This window comes from Shewanella sp. A22, from assembly GCF_053850585.1.
Genome location: NZ_JBSQBN010000025.1, coordinates 22,641 through 41,981, shown reverse-complemented (window position 1 = coordinate 41,981; position 19,341 = coordinate 22,641). Strand labels below are relative to the sequence as shown.

Below are 19,341 nucleotides of genomic sequence, written 5' to 3'. Positions count from 1 at the left end.
CAGATGCTGGAGGTAGAGTAACGCAGGAGCTTGTTACCGAGGATCACTATTCGCTTCAATCATCTGCCTTGCCTACAGCACGTTGAACTCCCGCTGAAAGATCACATATTTAATAGGATTGGTATTACTTAGTACTTGAGAAATTGGTATAAAAAAACCTCGTTAATAGAACGAGGTTTTTATTTCATCACGTTAACGCATTACTTTTTAGGGTAAGGATGCGCAACACCTTTATGACAATCAACACAAGTCTTTCTTTTTTCTGGTCCTTTCTTGAAATTCATTGTGTGCATTCTTACAGCCATTTTCTTCATCGTATCTGGTTGGTTTTCATAGATACGAGTATGGCAATGCTGACAGTTAGCTGAATCATTACTGCGGAAGTATTTTAAGGCCAGGTCCGCTTGTTCTTTACGGTTTTCATCTAACCATTCTTGAGTCATAAAACCATCAATGGTCATTAAACCAATCAAGTCTTTAGACACAATGATTTTTTTCACTAAATAATCAAATGGACCATGTGGTAAGTGACAGTCTTGACATTGCACTGTAATACCGGCTTTACCACCACCATGAGCCGACGCCATCACTTCATCTCTTAGCGAATGGTCACGGTGACATGTCATACAAAAAGCATCACTACTTGTTGCATGTAAAGTTTGTTGTGTTGCGAAATAACCTACGACACCCACAATTACACCAACCACAATAAGGGCAATAATCGAGTACTTCGCGCTTGGTTTAAATAGTGCACGCCAGTTCATTGTTCAATCTCCGTAATAGCAAAAATGGAATTTCTAATTATTTATATGCGTAGTTTAGGATTATTAGGAATAAGAAAATTGATTTTGTCGTTGTTTTGAGAATTAAATATCTAAAATATGTTAAAAATGCGAGCCAGATCTCGACTTTTGCATGTGCCACGACAGATACACTTCGATTAAAGTACTGGATACACTCATTACACCTGTGAATATTTACAATCTATCGCTCCCCACACTAAAGTAAGAGTAATAGTCCTAAATTAATTTAAATGGAATGTGCATCACACGTTAGTTATTATAAAAGTATTATCATTATTTTTAAGTAAATGCATATAATGTATTGTAACTTGAAAGATGTTCGCTACAGAAAAGGTCTGTTAAGCTAGCACCGAATAAATGACTTGGTTAAGGGTAAATGAGAGTAAAACTGTCAAAGTATTGGATTATCGCAATCACTTTGTTCGCACTAGTCGGACAGGGATTGATGACTAATGACAGTTTGATGGTGCCTATGTCCCATGCAGAAATGACCCCGCAGACAATATCCACAAATAACGACAGCCATCACCAAACAGCCATGTCACACCAATCGATGAAAAATTGCCACGATAATATGCCAAATATTATCAGCGATGTAGATGAGGCCATAACCGCATCATTACCGCAATCGAGCTGTTGTAATGGCTCAGGCTTTTGTAGTCTGGATTGTAACCACTGCTTAACTATTTCGTTTACCGCTAACCTTATTGATGTTCAATTGCCGATAACCCATATTCCAGTTTATTCGGCACCAACCACTATGATTGCCAATCATATTTCAATCGCGTTTCCTCCAGCTTTCCGACCTCCTATCGCTTAATTCAATTGACCATGCTTGTGCCTTGGGCACATCTAATATTATTGTTTTTTAGTATTTATCATCATGGTGAACATGATGGATATTGAGGTTATTATGAAAAAACTTCCACTTTTTAGTGCATTATTTAGCGTATTTATTGGCGTAATTCTACCTGTAAGTCTAACTTCATCTAGTGTTTATGCGGCAGAACATGATCATGCCCAGCATCAACCACAAACGGGTAAAACCTATATTTGCCCAATGCACCCAGAAGTAAGCAGTGATACAGAAGGGCGCTGCCCAATCTGTAATATGTTTCTTGTCGTCAAAGATGAGCATAAAGATCCCACCACTAAACATCCAATGGCTAATATGCAAAGTGCTATTCCGGTTGAAAAAAGTGTAGCTGACAAAAATAAGATAAATTGATTATTTTTGAGCATTAGCCCATTCAATATTATTGTATTTTTAGTGTTTATCATCATGGCAATCGTCAGTATTGTCATGATGAATATCGAGGTTCTCATGAAGAAGTTTCCACTTTCCAATGTGCTTTTAGGCGCGTTTGTTGGAGTCATATTCCCCGCAGCTATCGTACCAGCAGCTTATGGGGCAGATCACGATCACGCCCAGCATCTGATGCAAACCAGTAAAACCTACACTTGCCCAATGCATCCTGAGGTGATGAGTGATAAAGAGGGCACTTGTCCTATTTGCAATATGTTTTTAGTTGTCAAAGATCAACCAAAAGAACCCACAGCAGACAATACCCACCATCCAATGGCTAGCATAAAAAGCGTAACGCCAGTAGATAAAAGCCTAGCAGACAAGACAGCGAGTCAACCTAAGTCCGCTTTTCGTTCGACAGCACATAGTAGCGACAGCACCAATGTAAAATATGTTTGTCCAATGCATCCCAATGTTATATCTGATGCTCCTGGCACCTGCCCAATCTGCGGGATGAATCTTGAAAAAGTCACAACGACCATGACACACCAAGACATTGCCATCGGTGCATCTGGTGACACTCAAAACCCCATGACTAACATGCAAAGTGCGATTCCAATCAAAAAAAGCCAAGCAGATAAGGTATTTAATCAGCCTAAATCCACATTAGTCCCCACTGCAAATCAAAACGATAGCACTAATGTAAAATATGTCTGCCCAATGCATCCACACGTGGTGTCCGATGCTCCTGGGACATGCCCTATTTGCGGGATGAACCTTGAAAAAGTCACCGTTACCGATGCAAGCCAAGAAATTGTTGTCGGTGTGTCTGGCGGCATGCAACAAGCATTGGGTATGCGTAGTCATGTCGTTGAAAAAACCAGTTTGTCACGCCAAGTCAATACCATCGGCACGGTGCAATATAATGAAAATGCAATTGGCCATGTCCATACTCGTGCAACCGGATGGATAGAGACACTTACGGTACATAACGTAGGCCAACAAATAAAAAAGGGCCAACTTTTATACGAGCTTTACTCGCCGGAACTCGTCAATGCTCAAGATGACTATTCACAAGCTAAAGATTACCTTAAACAAGATAAAAAACGCGGTAGCAGCTTATTACGTAAAGCTCGTAAACGCTTGGAGTTGCTTGGCGTCGATGCCTCTGTTATTAATCACTTAGAAAAAACCGGTGAAACCATTTTTAAAGTGCCTTTTTATGCACCACAAGATGGCTTTATCAGTAAGTTAACGGTTCGTCATGGTATGTATATCCAGCCTGGAGATACCTTGTTTGAAATCGTCAACTTAGACAGCGTATGGGTCATTGCAGATGTTTTTGAAAACGAACAAAGTTGGCTACAACAAGGTCGTAAAGTCACTGTTAGCGCTGCAGCACAAGGGCTGTTTGATATTGACTCAAAAATTGACTATATCTACCCAGAATTAGACCCTGTCACCCGAACAATGCGGGTGCGGATAAAGCTGAACAATCTCAAAGATAAGCTTAGGCCAGGCAGTTTAGTTGATGTGACCTTATTTGGTCATCCGAAAGACAATGTCCTCACCATACCGACAGAAGCACTGATCCTGACCGGACGGGAAAACCGCGTGGTGGTACAACGCAGTGATACCAGTTTTGCATCCGTACCGGTAAAAATAGGCATGATGACAGGCGGTAAAGCGGAAATTTTAGAAGGACTGAACGAGCATGACAAAGTGGTTATTTCAGGGCAGTTCTTACTAGACTCAGAAGCCAGTATTCAAGGCAGTTTACAGCGCTTAAGCAATGCCTCAAACGCGACAACAACCAATGCTCACCAGCACTAAAGGAGCACGGCAATGTTAGCAAAAATTATCAGTGCTGCAATAAAACAACGTGTCATGGTGTTGATATTCACGGCTGTTATCGCGTTAGTAGGTTATCAAGCCATGCGCATGACCCCACTGGATGCACTACCTGATTTATCAGACGTACAAGTTATTGTAAAAACCTCTTACCCAGGCCAAGCACCACAATTAGTTGAAGATCAAATCACCTATCCATTGTCATCGGCCATGCTTGCCGTACCGGGAGCCAAAACAGTACGTGGCTTTTCAATGTTTGGTGACTCGTTTGTGTATGTCATATTTGAAGATGGCACCGACATCTACTGGGCACGTTCGCGCGTGCTTGAATATTTATCGCAAACCCAAGATCAACTGCCAACCGGAGTTACACCCAGTATTGGCCCAGATGCGTCTGGAGTGGGTTGGATTTTCCAATATGCCTTAGTCGATCGCAGCGGACAGTATGATTTAGCCCAACTGCGTTCATTACAAGATTGGTTTTTAAAACTTGAATTACAAAGTGTTGCCGGAGTATCCGAAGTTGCCACTGTTGGCGGCATGGAACAAACATATCAAGTGGTCGTCGACCCACATAAGCTAGCACTGTATAAAATCGACTTAATGACCATTAAAAACGCCTTAGACAACGCCAATAGCTCGACTGGCGGCTCAGTGATTGAAATGGCCGAAGCCGAGTACATGATCACCTCAAGTGGTTATCGCCAAACCATTGCCGACTTTGCAGAAATACCATTGGGCATTTTATCTGAAACGGGTACGCCAGTATTAATGAAAGACGTTGCCCAACTAAGAACCGGTCCTGCGGCGCGTCGTGGTATTGCCGAACTCGATGGTAAAGGCGAAGTTGTCGGCGGTATTGTGGTGATGCGCTATGGTGAAAATGCCCTTGAAACCATTAATAATGTTAAACAAAAACTCCAAGAAATCAGTAATGGATTACCTGATGGGGTCGAATTAGTCACCACTTATGATCGCTCAGAGTTAATCTTACGCTCAGTCGATAATCTTAAGCATAAAGTGCTAGAAGAAATGCTAGTTGTCGGGCTTATTTGCCTACTCTTTTTACTGCATGCACGCTCAACGTTAGTCGCGATAATTACCTTACCGATTTCTATTTTAGTCAGTTTCATCGCCATGAACATCATTGGTGTCAATGCCAATATCATGAGCTTAGGCGGCATTGCCATTGCCATTGGCGCGGTGGTAGATGCGTCAATTGTTATGGTCGAAAATACCCATAAACATTTGGAGCATTATCGCCAAAAACACGGCAAAGCTCCTGAGGGAGATGACCATTGGCAACTTGTTAAAGAAGCCTCTATTGAAGTTGGCCCAGCATTATTCTTCAGCTTATTGATTATCACCCTAAGCTTTACGCCAGTATTTGCCCTTGAAGCGCAAGAAGGACGTTTATTCCACCCGCTAGCCTTTACCAAAACCTTCGCTATGGCGGCATCTGCTATTTTAGCTATCACTTTAATTCCGGTGTTAATGGGTTATTTTGTGCGAGGAAAAATCCCTGATGAGCGTAAAAACCCCATTAGCCGAATATTAATTGCCATATATCAACCATTGTTAAAATGGGTACTGCATTTTCCTAAAATAACCATCGGATTAGCCATTATTGTGCTATTCAGTGCTTACTACCCATTAAGCCAAATGGGCTCGGAGTTCATGCCCACCTTAGAAGAAGGTGACCTACTTTATATGCCCACCACGCTACCCAGTGTCAGTGCTGGCAAAGCAGCAGAGATATTGCAGCAAACAGACCGGCTGATAAAAACAGTCCCCGAAGTTAAACGCGTGTTTGGCAAAGTGGGCCGAGCCATGACAGCAACAGACCCCGCTCCGCTAACGATGCTAGAAACCACCATCATGCTCAAACCGCCTGGCGAATGGCGCGCCGGCGTAACCTTAGAAAGTATTATTGCAGAACTGCAAAGAACCGTGCGTATTCCAGGGATGACCAATGCTTGGGTGCAGCCGATTAAAACCCGTATAGATATGCTATCTACCGGAGTGAGAACGCCTGTCGGCATAAAAATATCGGGTGCGAATGTTGAAGAACTACAACGTATAGGTGCTGAAATAGAAGCTGTAGTAAGCCAGTTACCGGGTACTGAATCAGCATTTTCACAACGCAGTAGCGGCGGCCGCTATATTGATATCACGCCAGATCTTAAAAATGCCGCACGTTATGGCATGACCTTAAAAGACATCCAAGATGTGGTAAAAATTGCCATTGGTGGTATGACAATAGGTGAGTCTATTCAAGGTCAAGAACGCTATCCCATCAACATTCGTTACCCGCGTGAGCTACGTGACAACATTGAGAAGCTCAGAAATTTACCAGTACTGACTAAAACGGGTAAGTACTTACCGTTAAGTTATTTAGCCAAACTGAACATAACCGATGGAGCGCCAATGCTAGCCAGTGAAAACGGTCGCCTTATCTCGTGGGTGTTTGTCGATCTGAAAGATATTTCTATCGGTGAATATATCGTTGCTGCAGAAAAGGCACTTAACCAACAAATTACCCTTCCTCCACGCTACAACTATAGCTTTGCAGGGCAATACGAGTACATGCAACGCGTAGACGCAAAAATGAAAATGGTGATTCCATTAATGATCGCGGTGATTTTTATGTTGCTGATGATGACTTTCAACTCAGTAATACAAGCATCGGTGATCATGTTAAGTTTACCTTTTTCATTGGTGGGTAGCGCATGGCTACTGTATGGACTCGATTTTAATTTTTCAGTTGCTGTATCTGTCGGCATGATTGCCTTAGCTGGGGTCGCCGCTGAGTTTGGCGTAGTGATGCAGGTGTACCTTAATAATAGTATTAAGGCCTATAAAGAAGCCGACAATTACCACAGTAAAACGGATTTAACGGCTGCTTTAGTTGAAGGTGCAGTGATGCGAATTAGACCTAAAGCCATGACAGTCGCCACCATCTTTTTTGGTTTACTGCCAATTATGTGGGGCAGCGGTACGGGTAATGAAGTGATGCAAAAAATTGCCGCGCCTATGGTCGGAGGAATGGTCACAGCGCCACTACTGTCGCTATTTGTTATTCCAGCAATTTACTTGCTGATATATGGCCGTAAACTGCCTAAACATTAATACATTACGAATAACAACATCCCTAAGCTATTTAATAGCTTAGGGATGTTTTCCATCTGGTTGGACAGGGTTACTTAATCTGACCTCGGGACAGGAAATTAATTAGATTTGGTCTTGTTACTAATTAAGTCATTACGCCGATCCGCTTCATCTTGTTTCTTTTTACGACATGTCGCAATATCGTCAGGATGCCCATATTTGTATGGATCACTGACTGAAATTGCCCGAGGGACATGATTACCCATGATTATGTTGTAGGATCCAATAACGCAATAATTGAAAACACCCCACCTTGTGGATCATTGAGCACTGAAAAACAACCCACGCTAGGAATATCGGTTGCTGGCACACAAACAGTAGCCCCCAAGGTTAGTGCTTTAGCTACTGAAACATCACAGTCATCAACGGCAAAATAATTCATCCAGTGGGCAGGAGTATCACCCCACTCTGCAGTCATTGCCATCAGTCCGCCAATGGCTTGTTCACCCACATACCATTCGATGTATTCAAAATCAGCCACATCATTAACCTTAGTTTGGTAACCCAATACTCGGTTATAAAACTGTTTCGCAGCAGCGGTATCACGGCAAGCAAGCTCAACCCAACATAGGGTGTTTGGTTCTTGTGCTCGCTTAATGCCAATGTGGTCTTGGCCTTGCCATAATGCAAATCGACAGCCTTCTGGATCTGTGCATAGTGCCATTCGGCCAGCATCTCCAACAGAATGAGGCCCTGCAATAATCTCACCACCTGCTTGAGTCACAGCCTGAGAGGCAGCATCAACATCATCGACCGCAAAATAAATTGTCCAATGAGTAGGTAATGCCTCCATTTCTGACGGCATTGGGTAGATAGCCGCAATGTCATCACCATCGATTTGCAGCATTGTATAATGTCCTTCAGGCATGGGCATATCATCTGCTCCCCAGCCAAATAGCGCCTGATAAAATGCTTTACCTGCCGCCCAATCATGAGTTGCTAATTCAATCCAGCAAGGCTGCCCTTGTTGATACTGTTGTACCTGCATTATCCTAATCCTTCATAAAAATAGTTGCCTTGATATAGCCAACATGAAACTTGTCTCATAAGTTAAGTCGATATCAGCAGAAAAGCAAAAAGCCTTCAAACGAAGGCTTTTTGGCTAAAAAGTTGTTTCACTGGAAATTGTTGCGTTTATTTAAACACTGGCAATATATCGGCCATGGCCAGCAAATGACACGTGGCAGTGATAACCCCAAACAACACCACAATAGCAATTAGCGGAGTTCCACCAGGTACTTTAAATCCCTGTGAGTCTGGATATTGTTGTCTTACTTTGTAGGCTAATAACGCTGGCACAATAACAGCCCAAATAGTGGCAGCTAGCGCAGCAAAACCAATCGCTAAAATAAATCCATTTGGAAATAACAAACCAAGGATTGTTGGCGGTACAAACGTTACCGCGGCCGTTTTAATTCGCCCTGATCGCGAGTCATCAAAACCAAATAAATCAGCAAGGTAATCAAACAAGCCTAATGTCACCCCTAAAAATGATGAGGCCACCGCAAGGTTGGCAAATAATGTCAACATACTATCAAGCCATTGACTGGTGATCACACTAGATAACGCGGCAACTAATACACCTATATTGCCACCTTGGGCAATTATGTCGGCAAACTGACTTCGCTGAATATTACCCATGGTCGCGACTAGCCAACACACATAGATAACCAACGCGATAGTGGTTCCAGTAATAATCGCTTTAACGATTGTTCTGGCATCTTTACCATAATATTTGACTAAACTTGGCACATTGCCGTGGTAACCAAAACTAGCCAGTCCAAATGGGATGGCGGCAAGCAAATAAGGTAGGTAACGCGATTCACCATCAGGCGACACAAGCTTTAATGTATCAATGTCGATTAATAAGTTACCAATGGCCAAAAAGAAAGTAATCACCATGCCGCCAAGCATGATTGTGGTAATACGATCGACCGCCTTAGTACTAATCAATACTACGAGTGCTAAAACTACCGCAAACACTAATCCGGCTATGCTCTGGGGTAAGCTTACGCCCAAAGCAGATAAACTGTGATTCACTATTGAACCACCGCCACTGATATAAGCGTAGGTTAAAATATACAGCACAAAAGCAATCGATACGCCATTGATCACCCGCCAGAATTGACCAAGTGTCACCCGCGTTAAGGTGTCAAAACTGTCTCCCGGTTCAAAATGCAAATTGGCTTCTAATAACAATAAACCCGACATTAGCATGCAAAACCAAACACCCAGCAACATGGCAATAGAATAACCAAACCACATACCGGCCCCAACCACGGGTAACGAAAACATCCCGGCACCCACTGTGGTACCAGCAATGATCATCGCCCCACCTAATACAGACTTACCGTGAGTTCGATGCTTAGCCGCATTCATATGATTAGCCATTATTGTCCGTGCTCCGCTTCCACACTATCAACAATAGTTTGTCTAACTGATGAGCTCAGTAATTTATTAGCATTATCTCGAATTCTGATCACTTCAGCACGATGCTCGTCACTGCATAAATAACCTAACTCTTTGAGTTTTACACTCAAGGTGTTGTACAGCTTTTTGTCATAAAACTCTGGTGCCGTAATCCCATGCAGTGCACCTAATCGCTGTGCTAACAAATGGCTATCTCTTTCCAGCTCCGAACGTTCAATATCGGGTTTTATCGCTAGTAAATTGAAGATAATGGCATAGCGCTGCAAGGTTTCATTGATGGTTTCGGCTAGCAATAACATTTGCGTAATATGGCGAGGAGTGACTGTAAATTGATCTTTACCTGTCAATAAACCTTGTTCAACCATAAAATCTAATATGCTATCAACATGACTAGGCACATCATCAATAGCCATAAATAGCTCCGCTTTTAGTAATGGATAAAAATCCAATACAATGGCATGAATTCGTTCACGGTCGCACACGTCGTAATGCACTAAACAACTGGCAACTAATGATGGTAGCGCCATTAAATGAATAATATTATTACGGTAATAGCTCATGGTTATGGCTATTTTCTCATCAACTGAAATGATCTCACCAATAGGATCTTTGGTGCTAACAAACTTATCTAACGACAAACAATGATCAACAATTGATTTGCCATCACCCTCTGCAACAGATGTGTAATCGGTATAAGGCACGGTCTTAAGCAGGGCTAAATATAAATCAAGCTGACGCTCTAATTGGCTTCTCTCTAGCGCATTTTGTTCTGATGCCAATAACACTAAACTGGTCAATGCCACCGAGCTTGCTGCAGCTGCACCATTAATGTTTGTCATGACACGGTTAGCCAACAAATTAACTGATGGTGTAAACCACGACGGTTTTTGATCTGGGTCTTTAGCTAACTCGTCACGCCACGCTGGAGCTTGCTGATTTAAAAAATGTTGTAGGTTAATTGGCTCGCCAAAGTTCACATAACCTTGGCCAAAATTACCTAACTTACGAATGGCCCCAAACACCTGCCACACTGACTCTTTTTTCTTTTTCTTACCACTTAATTCTTTATGATACGTTGCCACTTCCATCACATGGTCATAACCTAAATACACTGGCACTAAGGTCACTGGGCGCTCTATTCCACGTAAAACACAGTTAATTGTCATCGCCAACATGCCCGTCTTAGGCGCGAGCAAACGTCCGGTACGCGAACGGCCACCTTCTGTGAAATACTCAACCGAATAGCCTTTAGCAAATAACTGGTCTAAATATTCACGAAAAACTGCGGTATAGAGTTTATTGCCATTAAAACTGCGGCGAATAAAGAATGCCCCGCCACGGCGGAACATTGGGCCTGCAGGCCAAAAGTTAAGGTTAATACCTGCTGCAATATGCGGTGGTACCATTCCCTGATAATACAAAATATACGACAACAACAGATAGTCCATATGACTACGATGACAAGGCACATAAACAATTTCGTGACCATCATGGTGTAACTGCCTAACCTGCTCAGCACCTCTAATATTGATGCCACTGTATAATTTATTCCATAGCCAAGTCAGAAAACGTTCTGCTATGCGCACTAAGCTATCGGAATAATCAGCCGCAATTTCATCGAGGTATTCAATGGCGGTTTCACGTGCTTTTTCGACCGACACTTTTTTGTTTACGGACTCTTCTTCAATAGCTTTCTTAATTGACTCTGATTTTAATAGAGAGGCAAATAAAACGTGTCGATTAGGTAATTGTGGCCCCGTCATTACTTTACGTTGGCGACGAAAATGCACTCGAGCGACTCGGGTTAATTTATGAGCGATTCGTTTGTCTGTTCCGTGCTCATCAGCCATATAACGAAGCGATAATGCATTAGAAAACTGTACAAAATTATGCCTTCCCAGAAATAAAATCATTAACCATTTACGTAACCATGTTGGATTTTCTCTTTCGAATACAGCTGCTTTCATGCTGTCGTCTTCTTTACCAGGAGTGCGTCCCCAATAAAGGCAAACAGGAACCAACTGAATATCTAATTCGGCGTTTTCACTATGAAGAGACAACAAACTAGTAAAGTAATTAAGAAATTTTTCGCCACTTTCACGTTTACCAAAGAGAGGTTTGCGCCCCTCTAGGCACACAACTCTAGGCACCCTTAAACCATCAAGCTGTAATGGTTCATAAGGACTGGGCATACCAAAACCCTCTGTAATTTCGCTTAAAGCAGCGATATCACTGATAGATTCCGTTTTCATTAAATAAACCAAAGGTTTGGCTGGATCTATATTGAGGTCATCAAAAGGATCGTGGGGAACCACAATGGTCTGCACCATCCATTTTTGAATCCATTTTAATGCTCGTAAAAATATTGAATTTGGTTTTGACATGGTTATTTTCGCAACATAAGCCACTGTAATATTGTCGCATAGGATACCAGAAACCACCCCGCTTACACTATCTGGCTTATTTATCTTTACTTTCTGGATTTTTCCAGAAGAAATAACATAAAGAATAAATAACAAATATAGATATATAACAATAGTTTACACAAACCCAAACAAGCTACGCACAAAAAATAGCTGGTTAATACTTGCACGAACAAAAACACTGTATATAATGACAGCCACTGTATAAAAAGACAGGAATCATCATGAGACCGTTAACGCCGCGCCAAGCAGAAATTTTAGACTTAATTAAAAACAATATCGCCGAAACAGGTATGCCACCCACTCGAGCTGAAATTGCAAATCGTCTTGGCTTTAAAAGTGCTAATGCCGCCGAAGAGCATTTAAAAGCATTGGCCAAAAAAGGCTTTATCGAGATCATGCCTGGTACATCAAGGGGGATTCGCCTACCTCATGAAGAACAGATTGAAACCGGTTTGCCACTTATTGGTCAAGTCGCTGCTGGAGAGCCTATTTTAGCTCAGGAGCACGTTGAACAATACTACCAAGTCGACCCAAGTATGTTTAAACCTGCCGCAGATTTTCTGTTACGGGTTCGTGGCGACAGCATGAAAAATATCGGTATTTTAGAAGGCGACTTACTCGCTGTGCATAAAATGCAGCAGGCACGTAATGGTCAGGTTGTCGTGGCACGGGTTGATGATGACGTCACTGTTAAACGATTTGAACAAAAAGGTAATATGATTTTTCTGCATGCCGAAAATGAGGATTACAACCCAATAAAAGTTGATTTAAGTTGCCAAAGCCTAACAATTGAAGGGCTTGCAGTTGGCGTTATCCGTAATGGAGATTGGTTATGAACAAACTAATAGGCACCGCGCCGCGCCACCCAGGCTTATGGGTAGATTTAACACAAACAGAATTGCATGGCAGCCAAACCATTCAAACATTACAAACGGTCACTCAAGGTGAAAAAGAACTCAGTCAATTGTGTAGCCAGCTAGCAATATTAAGCCAGCAAGGACGATGGATAGTATTAATTAGCCCGCCTCATATTGGCTATAAACATATGCTAGCAAGTGCAGGAGTGAGAATGGATCGCATTTTACTGGTGCACACCAAAGATGAAGTCGAAACATTATGGGCCATGGAAAAAGCACTCATAAGTGGTACCTCTAGTGCTGTAGTCACTTGGACAAGCTCACTTGATGCTCGCGATAGCCGCCGTTTAGAAATAGTAGCCAAAAGCGCACGTGCTTTAGGTGTCGTAATTGAAGATGTAAATACTCACTTACCTCAAAAACATCAAATTGTTAACCATGCAGTAACAAATAGAATAAGTAATTTTAGCTCAGTTCACTAAGCACGAACCCTTAATTACCAAGCCCTGCATTGAATTCAGGGCTTTTTTTTCATCTTTTTTCAGCCAATTAGCCAACAAAGTGATCTTGATCAATATTTAATCTACAAGTAATGTGGTTAACAAGGATGAAACATTTTTGTCTTTAATTGGACGTGTATGACAGAAATTAAGATGACTGTCATACAAATGAGCCAAATAGAAATTGATTAGTTCAGTTGTAGGTACAAGTGTGGAGTACAGCGAACAATAAAACCGTAGACAGTCTGTTTACAACCACCAAGGTACTTTGAAGTCATCAAACTTTTTTCGGGAACCGAAGAGTTTGCATAGAGCAGAGAATTACTGTGTGACTCTTCTTTGTAGTTGCTATTTGCAATTAGCAGAGGAGTAGTCTTGTGAAGCAATGGTTGTATTGTTTATTGGTTGTGTTTATAGCACTTCCGCTTGGGGCAACAGAAATGCCCCTCAACATGACTCAAGGCGTGACAGATATCAGTGGGCAGGTTTATCACCTCCACATGACGATTCTTTATATCTGTTGTGCTATTGGGTTAGTGGTGTTTGGGATCATGATTTATTCAATGATTTACCACCGCAAATCAAAAGGCGCAGTCGCGGCCAATTTCCATGAAAGTACTAAAGTGGAAATTGCTTGGACCATCATTCCTTTTATCATCTTAATAGCAATGGCTATTCCAGCCACCAAAACCTTAATTGCCATGGAAGACCCCAGCGATGCGGACCTCACCATTAAAATTACTGGGTCACAGTGGAAATGGCATTACAGCTATTTTGACAAAGACATTGAGTTTTACAGCTCATTATCTACTCCAAGAGAGCAAATTGAAGGCAGTGAAGCCAAAGGTGAGCATTATCTCCTTGAGGTCGATAAGCCATTAGTTCTACCCATTAACCAAAAAGTCCGTTTTTTGATGACATCCGATGATGTTATCCACTCTTGGTGGGTACCCGCTTTTGCCGTTAAAAAAGATGCTAATCCTGGATTTATTAACGAATCGTGGACCCGTATCGATAAACCCGGTATTTACCGAGGTCAATGTGCAGAATTATGCGGTAAAGACCATGGTTTCATGCCGATTGTGGTACAAGCTTTGTCGGAGGGCGATTTTGAAAATTGGTTGGTTGAGCAAAAACAACTAGCAAGCAATGCAGCTTCAGAGGCGGCGGCATCAATGTCCCAAACCTTGTCTATTGAAGAGCTAAACACACAAGGTGAACAAATCTATATTGCTAGGTGCGCCGCTTGTCACCAACCTAATGGTGCAGGACTACCTGGTGTGTTCCCCTCATTGATTGGCAGCCCTATTATCAAAGGTCCTGTTGAAGGCCACATCGATATCGTCTTAAACGGTAAATCTGGTACTGCAATGCAGGCTTTTGCTAAGCAACTTACCGCCCAAGAAATTGCCGCTGTAATTACCTTTGAGCGTAATGCGTGGGGCAATAATAGTGGTGATGTTGTACAAGCGGCTGATATAGGAAACTTTTTAGGCAGTAACGAGGCAAGCACCGAAGCAAATAAAGCCGTCACCGATGCAGCAAACACTATTGCAACAACGGCAACTGATATTACCGATACCGTCACCGAAAAAGCCACTCAAGCCGTTGAAGCGGTTGCAGAAGTGGTGGCCCCTGAAGATCTGCCCACGTTAACTTTGGAGCAGTTAATGGCTGAAGGTGAGCAAGTTTATGCCACGACTTGTGGCGCATGTCACCAAGCCACTGGCGCAGGTTTGCCAGGTGCTTTCCCTTCACTTATTGGCAGCCCTATTGTTAGCGGACCTGTTAGCGAACATATCGATATCGTTATGCACGGAAAACCAGGTACCGCAATGCAGGCATTTAGTAGTCAACTAAGCCCTCGAAAGATGGCGGCGGTGATTACTTATGAGCGCAATGCGTGGGGAAATAATTCTGGCGAAGCGGTGCAACCAGCCGATGTCGCGAGCCATGGACAGTAGGGGAAAACAATGAGCACTACAACGCACGATACAATTACTACCGCCCATGATGATCATCATCACGGCGCTCCAAAGGGGCTAATGCGCTGGCTACTCACCACTAACCATAAAGATATCGGATCGCTGTATTTATGGTTTAGTTTCATTATGTTTCTTACTGGCGGCGCAATGGCGATGGTCATTCGAGCTGAGTTATTTCAGCCCGGATTACAACTAGTAGAACCTAACTTTTTTAATCAAATGACCACTGTTCATGGTCTCATCATGGTATTTGGTGCCGTAATGCCCGCTTTTACGGGCTTAGCTAACTGGTTAATACCAATGATGATTGGTGCACCAGATATGGCACTGCCGCGGATGAACAACTGGAGTTTTTGGATTTTACCTTTTGCCTTTGCCATGTTACTGGGTTCGTTATTTATGGAAGGCGGCGGACCTAACTTTGGTTGGACATTCTATGCCCCGCTATCAACCACCTACAGCCCTGACAGTACCGCCCTATTTGTTTTCTCCATTCATATCATGGGCATAAGTTCGATAATGGGCGCAATTAACGTCATTGTCACCATTGTAAACTTGCGAGCTCCAGGCATGACATGGATGAAGTTGCCCTTGTTTGTGTGGACTTGGTTAATTACCGCTTTCTTACTGATAGCAGTGATGCCGGTACTCGCGGGAGCGGTCACCATGGTATTAACCGATAAGTTCTTTGGTACCAGCTTTTTTGATGCGGCTGGAGGCGGTGATCCGGTAATGTTCCAGCATATCTTCTGGTTCTTCGGTCATCCAGAAGTTTACATTATGATTTTACCGTCATTTGGTATTATCTCCGCAATAGTGCCAACCTTTAGCCGTAAAAAGCTGTTTGGTTACTCCTCAATGGTTTACGCCACTGCCAGTATTGCCGTGTTGTCATTCTTGGTGTGGGCGCATCACATGTTCACAACAGGGATGCCAGTGTTCGCCGAACTATTCTTCATGTATTGCACCATGTTAATCGCCGTCCCCACGGGGGTAAAAGTATTTAATTGGGTGGCAACCATGTGGCGCGGCTCCATGACATTTGAAACACCAATGCTGTTTGCTGTAGCGTTTATTATTCTGTTTACCATAGGTGGTTTTTCTGGCCTGATGCTGGCAATTACGCCTGCTGATTTCCAATACCACGACACCTATTTTGTCGTGGCTCATTTCCATTATGTGCTCGTCACCGGGGCAATATTTTCCATTATGGCTGCCGCTTATTATTGGTTACCTAAATGGACTGGCCATATGTATGACGAAACCTTGGGGAAATGGCACTTTTGGTGTTCGGTAATATCCGTCAATGTATTGTTTTTTCCCATGCACTTTTTAGGTTTAGCAGGTATGCCACGTAGGATCCCTGACTACGCGGTACAGTTTGCCGATGTTAACCAAATTGTGTCTATTGGAGGTTTTGCATTTGGTTTGTCTCAGCTGATATTTCTCGCCGTTGTGCTCAAATGCATTAAAGGTGGAAAACCTGCTGGAGATAACCCTTGGGGAGCCGCAGAAGGATTAGAATGGTCTATTGCCAGTCCTGCACCATATCACTCGTTTACCACTCCACCGGAGATTAAATGAGATGACACAACCAACAAAATCAAATCGTAAGTTATTAATCATTCTGATTGCTGGGTCAATTGGTATGTTTGGATTTGGTTTTGCGCTGGTACCGCTTTATGACGTGCTTTGCGACACATTGGGGATTAATGGCAAAACCCAAAATAGCGCCAGTAGTTATGAAGCGGTAGTGGTTGATAAAAACCGAACCGTTACCATTGAATTTGTCACTCAAGTTCAATCAGGTATGCCGTGGGAATTTAGCCCTAAGGTTAACCAAATAAGTGTGCATCCAGGTGAACTCACTCACGCGCAATTTCTGGTTAAAAACCTGTCTAAACACGATACCGTAGGCCAAGCAATTCCTTCGGTATCACCTGGACAAGGGGCGGCGTATTTCAATAAAACGGAATGTTTTTGCTTTAATCAACAACCATTAGCTGCAGCGGCAACAGCGGAACTACCATTGATTTTTTACGTGGACCCTGACTTACCAGCGTCCATTAATACATTGACTCTCTCTTATACCCTTTATGACATCACCGACAGACAGGCGATAGCTATAGAGCAAGGAGCAGCAAAATGACAACAAAGTATCAAAATTATTATGTGCCAGCCCAAAGTGCTTGGCCAATAATCGGCGCTATAGGATTATTTTTAATCGCTTTCGGAGCGGGAAATTACGTCCAACAGTTAACCACAGAAAAAACCTCTGGAGGTTACATATTACTTGCGGGTTTTGCCGTAATTATCTTCATGATTTTTGGCTGGTTTAAAACCGTTATTGATGAATCAATGGCAGGATTATACTCTCCGCAAATGGATCGTTCATTTAGGCAAGGAATGAGCTGGTTTATTTTTTCAGAGATTATGTTTTTCGGTGCATTTTTTGGCGCGCTATTTTACGCCCGTATGATTTCAGTGCCTTGGCTTGGTGGCGCATCTAACAATGCCATGACCCATGAAGTGTTATGGCCTGCATTTGAGGCCATGTGGCCATTGGTGAAAACACCCGATGGTACTGCAACCGAAGCCATGCCATGGACTGGTTTGCCGTTAATTAACACCATTATATTGCTAACATCGTCAGTTACTTTGCATTTTGCTCATACAAATCTCGAAAAAGCCAATCGTAAGCCCTTGATAATCTGGCTAGCGTTAACGGTGATTCTGGGGATTGTGTTTCTCTGTTTACAGGTTGAAGAATATAGCCATGCTTACCAAGAAATGGGGTTAACGTTATCTTCTGGTGTCTACGGCAACACCTTCTTTCTGTTGACTGGTTTTCACGGCATGCACGTCACTATTGGTACCCTGTTCTTGATGATTTTATTACTCAGAATTGTGAAGGGTCACTTTACGCCCGATAAGCATTTCGCTTTTCAAGCTGGGAGTTGGTATTGGCACTTCGTTGATGTGGTGTGGTTATGCTTATTCATCTTTGTATATGTATTGTAAATCAACACTAATAAGGTCTGGGGTTAGGTTGAATGTAGCCAAGCCCCAGAGCCACCAGCAATACCATAATAACGACAACAGAAAACAATACTCGCCGGCCTAAAAAACGACTCATTGATTGTTGATGCTGCCCTTTAACCATAATAAATAAGGCTCTAGCTAAGTTAAATAATATGAATACAAGCAACGAGACTAAAACTAACTTAACGATGAAAGGTGTTGTCACAGGCAATCCTTTTTATAGTGTGAGTGTGTCTCGAGTATTATTGGTTATCATTACTTTGGTCGTGTTTAGCTTATTGGTCAAGTTAGGATTATGGCAGCTATCACGAGCAAGCTTTAAACAAGAGTGGCAAAACACCCTACTGGAGCGCCAACAGCAACAAGCACTTAGTTATGAAGCATTGTTGGCAATCGTTAAATCATCTGAAGCATCAACCATCTCTCAGCCAGAAGCGAGACTACTAACGGGCTATCGTCTATCGATTTCAGCCAAACCGGCAAATAACATGATGTTGTTGTTAGACAATCAAGTGTATCAAGGACAAGTGGGGTATTTAGTTTACCAAGTGTTTGAAATCACTCCTGAGCAACCTTGGATAATGGTCGAATTAGGTTTTGTGCCAGCAAGCAAAGATCGCCGCATCTTACCCGAGCTAACACCATTAAAAAATACTTACTACAAATTGGTTGGGCGCATTTATCAGAAACAGCCCAATCCATTAAGTGACCAACTTGATGCAGAGCAGTCAACCAATATTGATACACCAATACGTTTTCAAAATATCAATATCCCCGCACTCACAGATCTGCTTGGTCATGACTTAGCTCCTGTGGTGCTGCAACCCGACAATGTTCCCAATTATCATCTACCTCAACCTTGGGTACCAATTCCATTATCGGCACAAAAGCATCAAGGATATGCCTTGCAATGGTTCACCATGGCAGCGGTATTTTTAGGACTCATGGGCTGGATAGCATTTCGACAGTATCGACGTTAAACCTCGTCGTTAATCATCAACTTAACATAATATTAAAATGATAAAGAGGAGAT

General features: G+C 42.6%; 16 protein-coding genes. 11 read left to right on the top strand and 5 right to left on the bottom strand.

Annotation, left to right across the window (positions count from 1 at the left end):
• Nucleotides 1-200: 200 nt before the first annotated feature.
• The gene (locus tag ACWXWT_RS06825) at nucleotides 201-764 is read right to left on the bottom strand and encodes a NapC/NirT family cytochrome c (protein WP_456040865.1); all 564 of its coding nucleotides are present in this window, start codon (nucleotides 762-764) and stop codon (nucleotides 201-203) included.
• 415 nt (nucleotides 765-1,179) lie between these two features.
• On the opposite strand from ACWXWT_RS06825, the gene ACWXWT_RS06820 reads away from it, so the two are divergent.
• The 4 genes from ACWXWT_RS06820 to ACWXWT_RS06805 all read left to right on the top strand — a co-directional run bounded on the left by ACWXWT_RS06820 (nucleotide 1,180) and on the right by ACWXWT_RS06805 (nucleotide 7,029).
• Complete coding sequence (locus ACWXWT_RS06820; RefSeq protein WP_456040864.1) at nucleotides 1,180-1,623, top strand: hypothetical protein; 444 nt, start codon at nucleotides 1,180-1,182, stop codon at nucleotides 1,621-1,623.
• 93 nt (nucleotides 1,624-1,716) lie between these two features.
• Complete coding sequence (locus tag ACWXWT_RS06815) at nucleotides 1,717-2,031, top strand: heavy metal-binding domain-containing protein (protein ID WP_456040863.1); 315 nt, start codon at nucleotides 1,717-1,719, stop codon at nucleotides 2,029-2,031.
• A 96-nt stretch (nucleotides 2,032-2,127) separates the two neighbouring features.
• Nucleotides 2,128-3,882, top strand: coding sequence for an efflux RND transporter periplasmic adaptor subunit (locus ACWXWT_RS06810; protein ID WP_456040869.1), 1,755 nt, complete (start codon nucleotides 2,128-2,130; stop codon nucleotides 3,880-3,882).
• A 12-nt stretch (nucleotides 3,883-3,894) separates the two neighbouring features.
• Nucleotides 3,895-7,029 carry an efflux RND transporter permease subunit gene (locus ACWXWT_RS06805; protein ID WP_456040862.1) on the top strand — a complete coding sequence of 1,045 codons (3,135 nt, stop codon included), beginning with the start codon at nucleotides 3,895-3,897 and terminating at the stop codon, nucleotides 7,027-7,029.
• A gap of 247 nt (nucleotides 7,030-7,276) precedes the next feature.
• Here the strand turns inward: ACWXWT_RS06805 and ACWXWT_RS06800 are convergent, their stop codons facing one another.
• The 3 genes from ACWXWT_RS06800 to plsB all read right to left on the bottom strand — a co-directional run bounded on the left by ACWXWT_RS06800 (nucleotide 7,277) and on the right by plsB (nucleotide 11,882).
• Nucleotides 7,277-8,056, bottom strand: coding sequence for a VOC family protein (locus ACWXWT_RS06800; RefSeq protein ID WP_456040861.1), 780 nt, complete (start codon nucleotides 8,054-8,056; stop codon nucleotides 7,277-7,279).
• A 146-nt stretch (nucleotides 8,057-8,202) separates the two neighbouring features.
• The gene (mtr, locus tag ACWXWT_RS06795; protein ID WP_456040860.1) at nucleotides 8,203-9,459 is read right to left on the bottom strand and encodes a tryptophan permease; all 1,257 of its coding nucleotides are present in this window, start codon (nucleotides 9,457-9,459) and stop codon (nucleotides 8,203-8,205) included.
• Nucleotides 9,459-11,882, bottom strand: coding sequence for a glycerol-3-phosphate 1-O-acyltransferase PlsB (gene plsB / locus ACWXWT_RS06790; RefSeq protein ID WP_456040859.1), 2,424 nt, complete (start codon nucleotides 11,880-11,882; stop codon nucleotides 9,459-9,461). Before plsB ends, mtr begins: the two co-directional genes overlap by 1 nt.
• Nucleotides 11,883-12,145: 263 nt before the next feature.
• Here plsB and lexA point away from each other — a divergent pair, with 263 nt between their 5' ends.
• From lexA to ACWXWT_RS06760, 6 genes are all read left to right on the top strand, one after another.
• Entirely contained in the window at nucleotides 12,146-12,760 is a 615-nt protein-coding gene (gene lexA, locus ACWXWT_RS06785) for a transcriptional repressor LexA (RefSeq protein WP_456040858.1), read from the top strand.
• The gene (locus ACWXWT_RS06780; protein ID WP_456040857.1) at nucleotides 12,757-13,263 is read left to right on the top strand and encodes a cell division inhibitor SulA; all 507 of its coding nucleotides are present in this window, start codon (nucleotides 12,757-12,759) and stop codon (nucleotides 13,261-13,263) included. The genes lexA and ACWXWT_RS06780 overlap by 4 nt, the downstream gene beginning before the upstream one ends.
• 395 nt (nucleotides 13,264-13,658) lie before the next feature.
• Complete coding sequence (gene coxB, locus ACWXWT_RS06775; protein ID WP_456040856.1) at nucleotides 13,659-15,245, top strand: cytochrome c oxidase subunit II; 1,587 nt, start codon at nucleotides 13,659-13,661, stop codon at nucleotides 15,243-15,245.
• A 9-nt stretch (nucleotides 15,246-15,254) separates the two neighbouring features.
• Nucleotides 15,255-16,850 (top strand): cytochrome c oxidase subunit I, encoded by a 1,596-nt coding sequence (gene ctaD / locus ACWXWT_RS06770; RefSeq protein WP_456040855.1) that lies wholly within the window; start codon nucleotides 15,255-15,257, stop codon nucleotides 16,848-16,850.
• A 1-nt stretch (nucleotide 16,851) separates the two neighbouring features.
• Nucleotides 16,852-17,415 carry a cytochrome c oxidase assembly protein gene (locus ACWXWT_RS06765; RefSeq protein ID WP_456040854.1) on the top strand — a complete coding sequence of 188 codons (564 nt, stop codon included), beginning with the start codon at nucleotides 16,852-16,854 and terminating at the stop codon, nucleotides 17,413-17,415.
• Nucleotides 17,412-18,287 carry a cytochrome c oxidase subunit 3 gene (locus tag ACWXWT_RS06760; RefSeq protein WP_456040853.1) on the top strand — a complete coding sequence of 292 codons (876 nt, stop codon included), beginning with the start codon at nucleotides 17,412-17,414 and terminating at the stop codon, nucleotides 18,285-18,287. Before ACWXWT_RS06765 ends, ACWXWT_RS06760 begins: the two co-directional genes overlap by 4 nt.
• A 7-nt stretch (nucleotides 18,288-18,294) precedes the next feature.
• Here the strand turns inward: ACWXWT_RS06760 and ACWXWT_RS06755 are convergent, their stop codons facing one another.
• The gene (locus tag ACWXWT_RS06755) at nucleotides 18,295-18,513 is read right to left on the bottom strand and encodes a DUF2909 domain-containing protein (RefSeq protein WP_137223730.1); all 219 of its coding nucleotides are present in this window, start codon (nucleotides 18,511-18,513) and stop codon (nucleotides 18,295-18,297) included.
• On the opposite strand from ACWXWT_RS06755, the gene ACWXWT_RS06750 reads away from it, so the two are divergent.
• The gene (locus tag ACWXWT_RS06750; RefSeq protein ID WP_456040852.1) at nucleotides 18,461-19,288 is read left to right on the top strand and encodes an SURF1 family protein; all 828 of its coding nucleotides are present in this window, start codon (nucleotides 18,461-18,463) and stop codon (nucleotides 19,286-19,288) included. The genes ACWXWT_RS06755 and ACWXWT_RS06750 overlap by 53 nt on opposite strands.
• Nucleotides 19,289-19,341 lie beyond the last annotated feature (53 nt).

Excerpts from the sequence above, each read along its gene's own strand:
- ACWXWT_RS06825 (WP_456040865.1), bottom strand. The coding sequence starts at position 764 with ATGAACTGGCGTGCACTATTTAAACCAAGCGCGAAGTACTCGATTATT.
- ACWXWT_RS06820 (WP_456040864.1), top strand. The coding sequence starts at position 1,180 with ATGAGAGTAAAACTGTCAAAGTATTGGATTATCGCAATCACTTTGTTC.
- ACWXWT_RS06815 (WP_456040863.1), top strand. The coding sequence starts at position 1,717 with ATGAAAAAACTTCCACTTTTTAGTGCATTATTTAGCGTATTTATTGGC.
- ACWXWT_RS06810 (WP_456040869.1), top strand. The coding sequence starts at position 2,128 with ATGAAGAAGTTTCCACTTTCCAATGTGCTTTTAGGCGCGTTTGTTGGA.
- ACWXWT_RS06805 (WP_456040862.1), top strand. The coding sequence starts at position 3,895 with ATGTTAGCAAAAATTATCAGTGCTGCAATAAAACAACGTGTCATGGTG.
- ACWXWT_RS06800 (WP_456040861.1), bottom strand. The coding sequence starts at position 8,056 with ATGCAGGTACAACAGTATCAACAAGGGCAGCCTTGCTGGATTGAATTA.
- mtr (WP_456040860.1), bottom strand. The coding sequence starts at position 9,459 with ATGGCTAATCATATGAATGCGGCTAAGCATCGAACTCACGGTAAGTCT.
- plsB (WP_456040859.1), bottom strand. The coding sequence starts at position 11,882 with ATGTCAAAACCAAATTCAATATTTTTACGAGCATTAAAATGGATTCAA.
- lexA (WP_456040858.1), top strand. The coding sequence starts at position 12,146 with ATGAGACCGTTAACGCCGCGCCAAGCAGAAATTTTAGACTTAATTAAA.
- ACWXWT_RS06780 (WP_456040857.1), top strand. The coding sequence starts at position 12,757 with ATGAACAAACTAATAGGCACCGCGCCGCGCCACCCAGGCTTATGGGTA.
- ctaD (WP_456040855.1), top strand. The coding sequence starts at position 15,255 with ATGAGCACTACAACGCACGATACAATTACTACCGCCCATGATGATCAT.
- ACWXWT_RS06765 (WP_456040854.1), top strand. The coding sequence starts at position 16,852 with ATGACACAACCAACAAAATCAAATCGTAAGTTATTAATCATTCTGATT.
- ACWXWT_RS06760 (WP_456040853.1), top strand. The coding sequence starts at position 17,412 with ATGACAACAAAGTATCAAAATTATTATGTGCCAGCCCAAAGTGCTTGG.
- ACWXWT_RS06750 (WP_456040852.1), top strand. The coding sequence starts at position 18,461 with ATGAATACAAGCAACGAGACTAAAACTAACTTAACGATGAAAGGTGTT.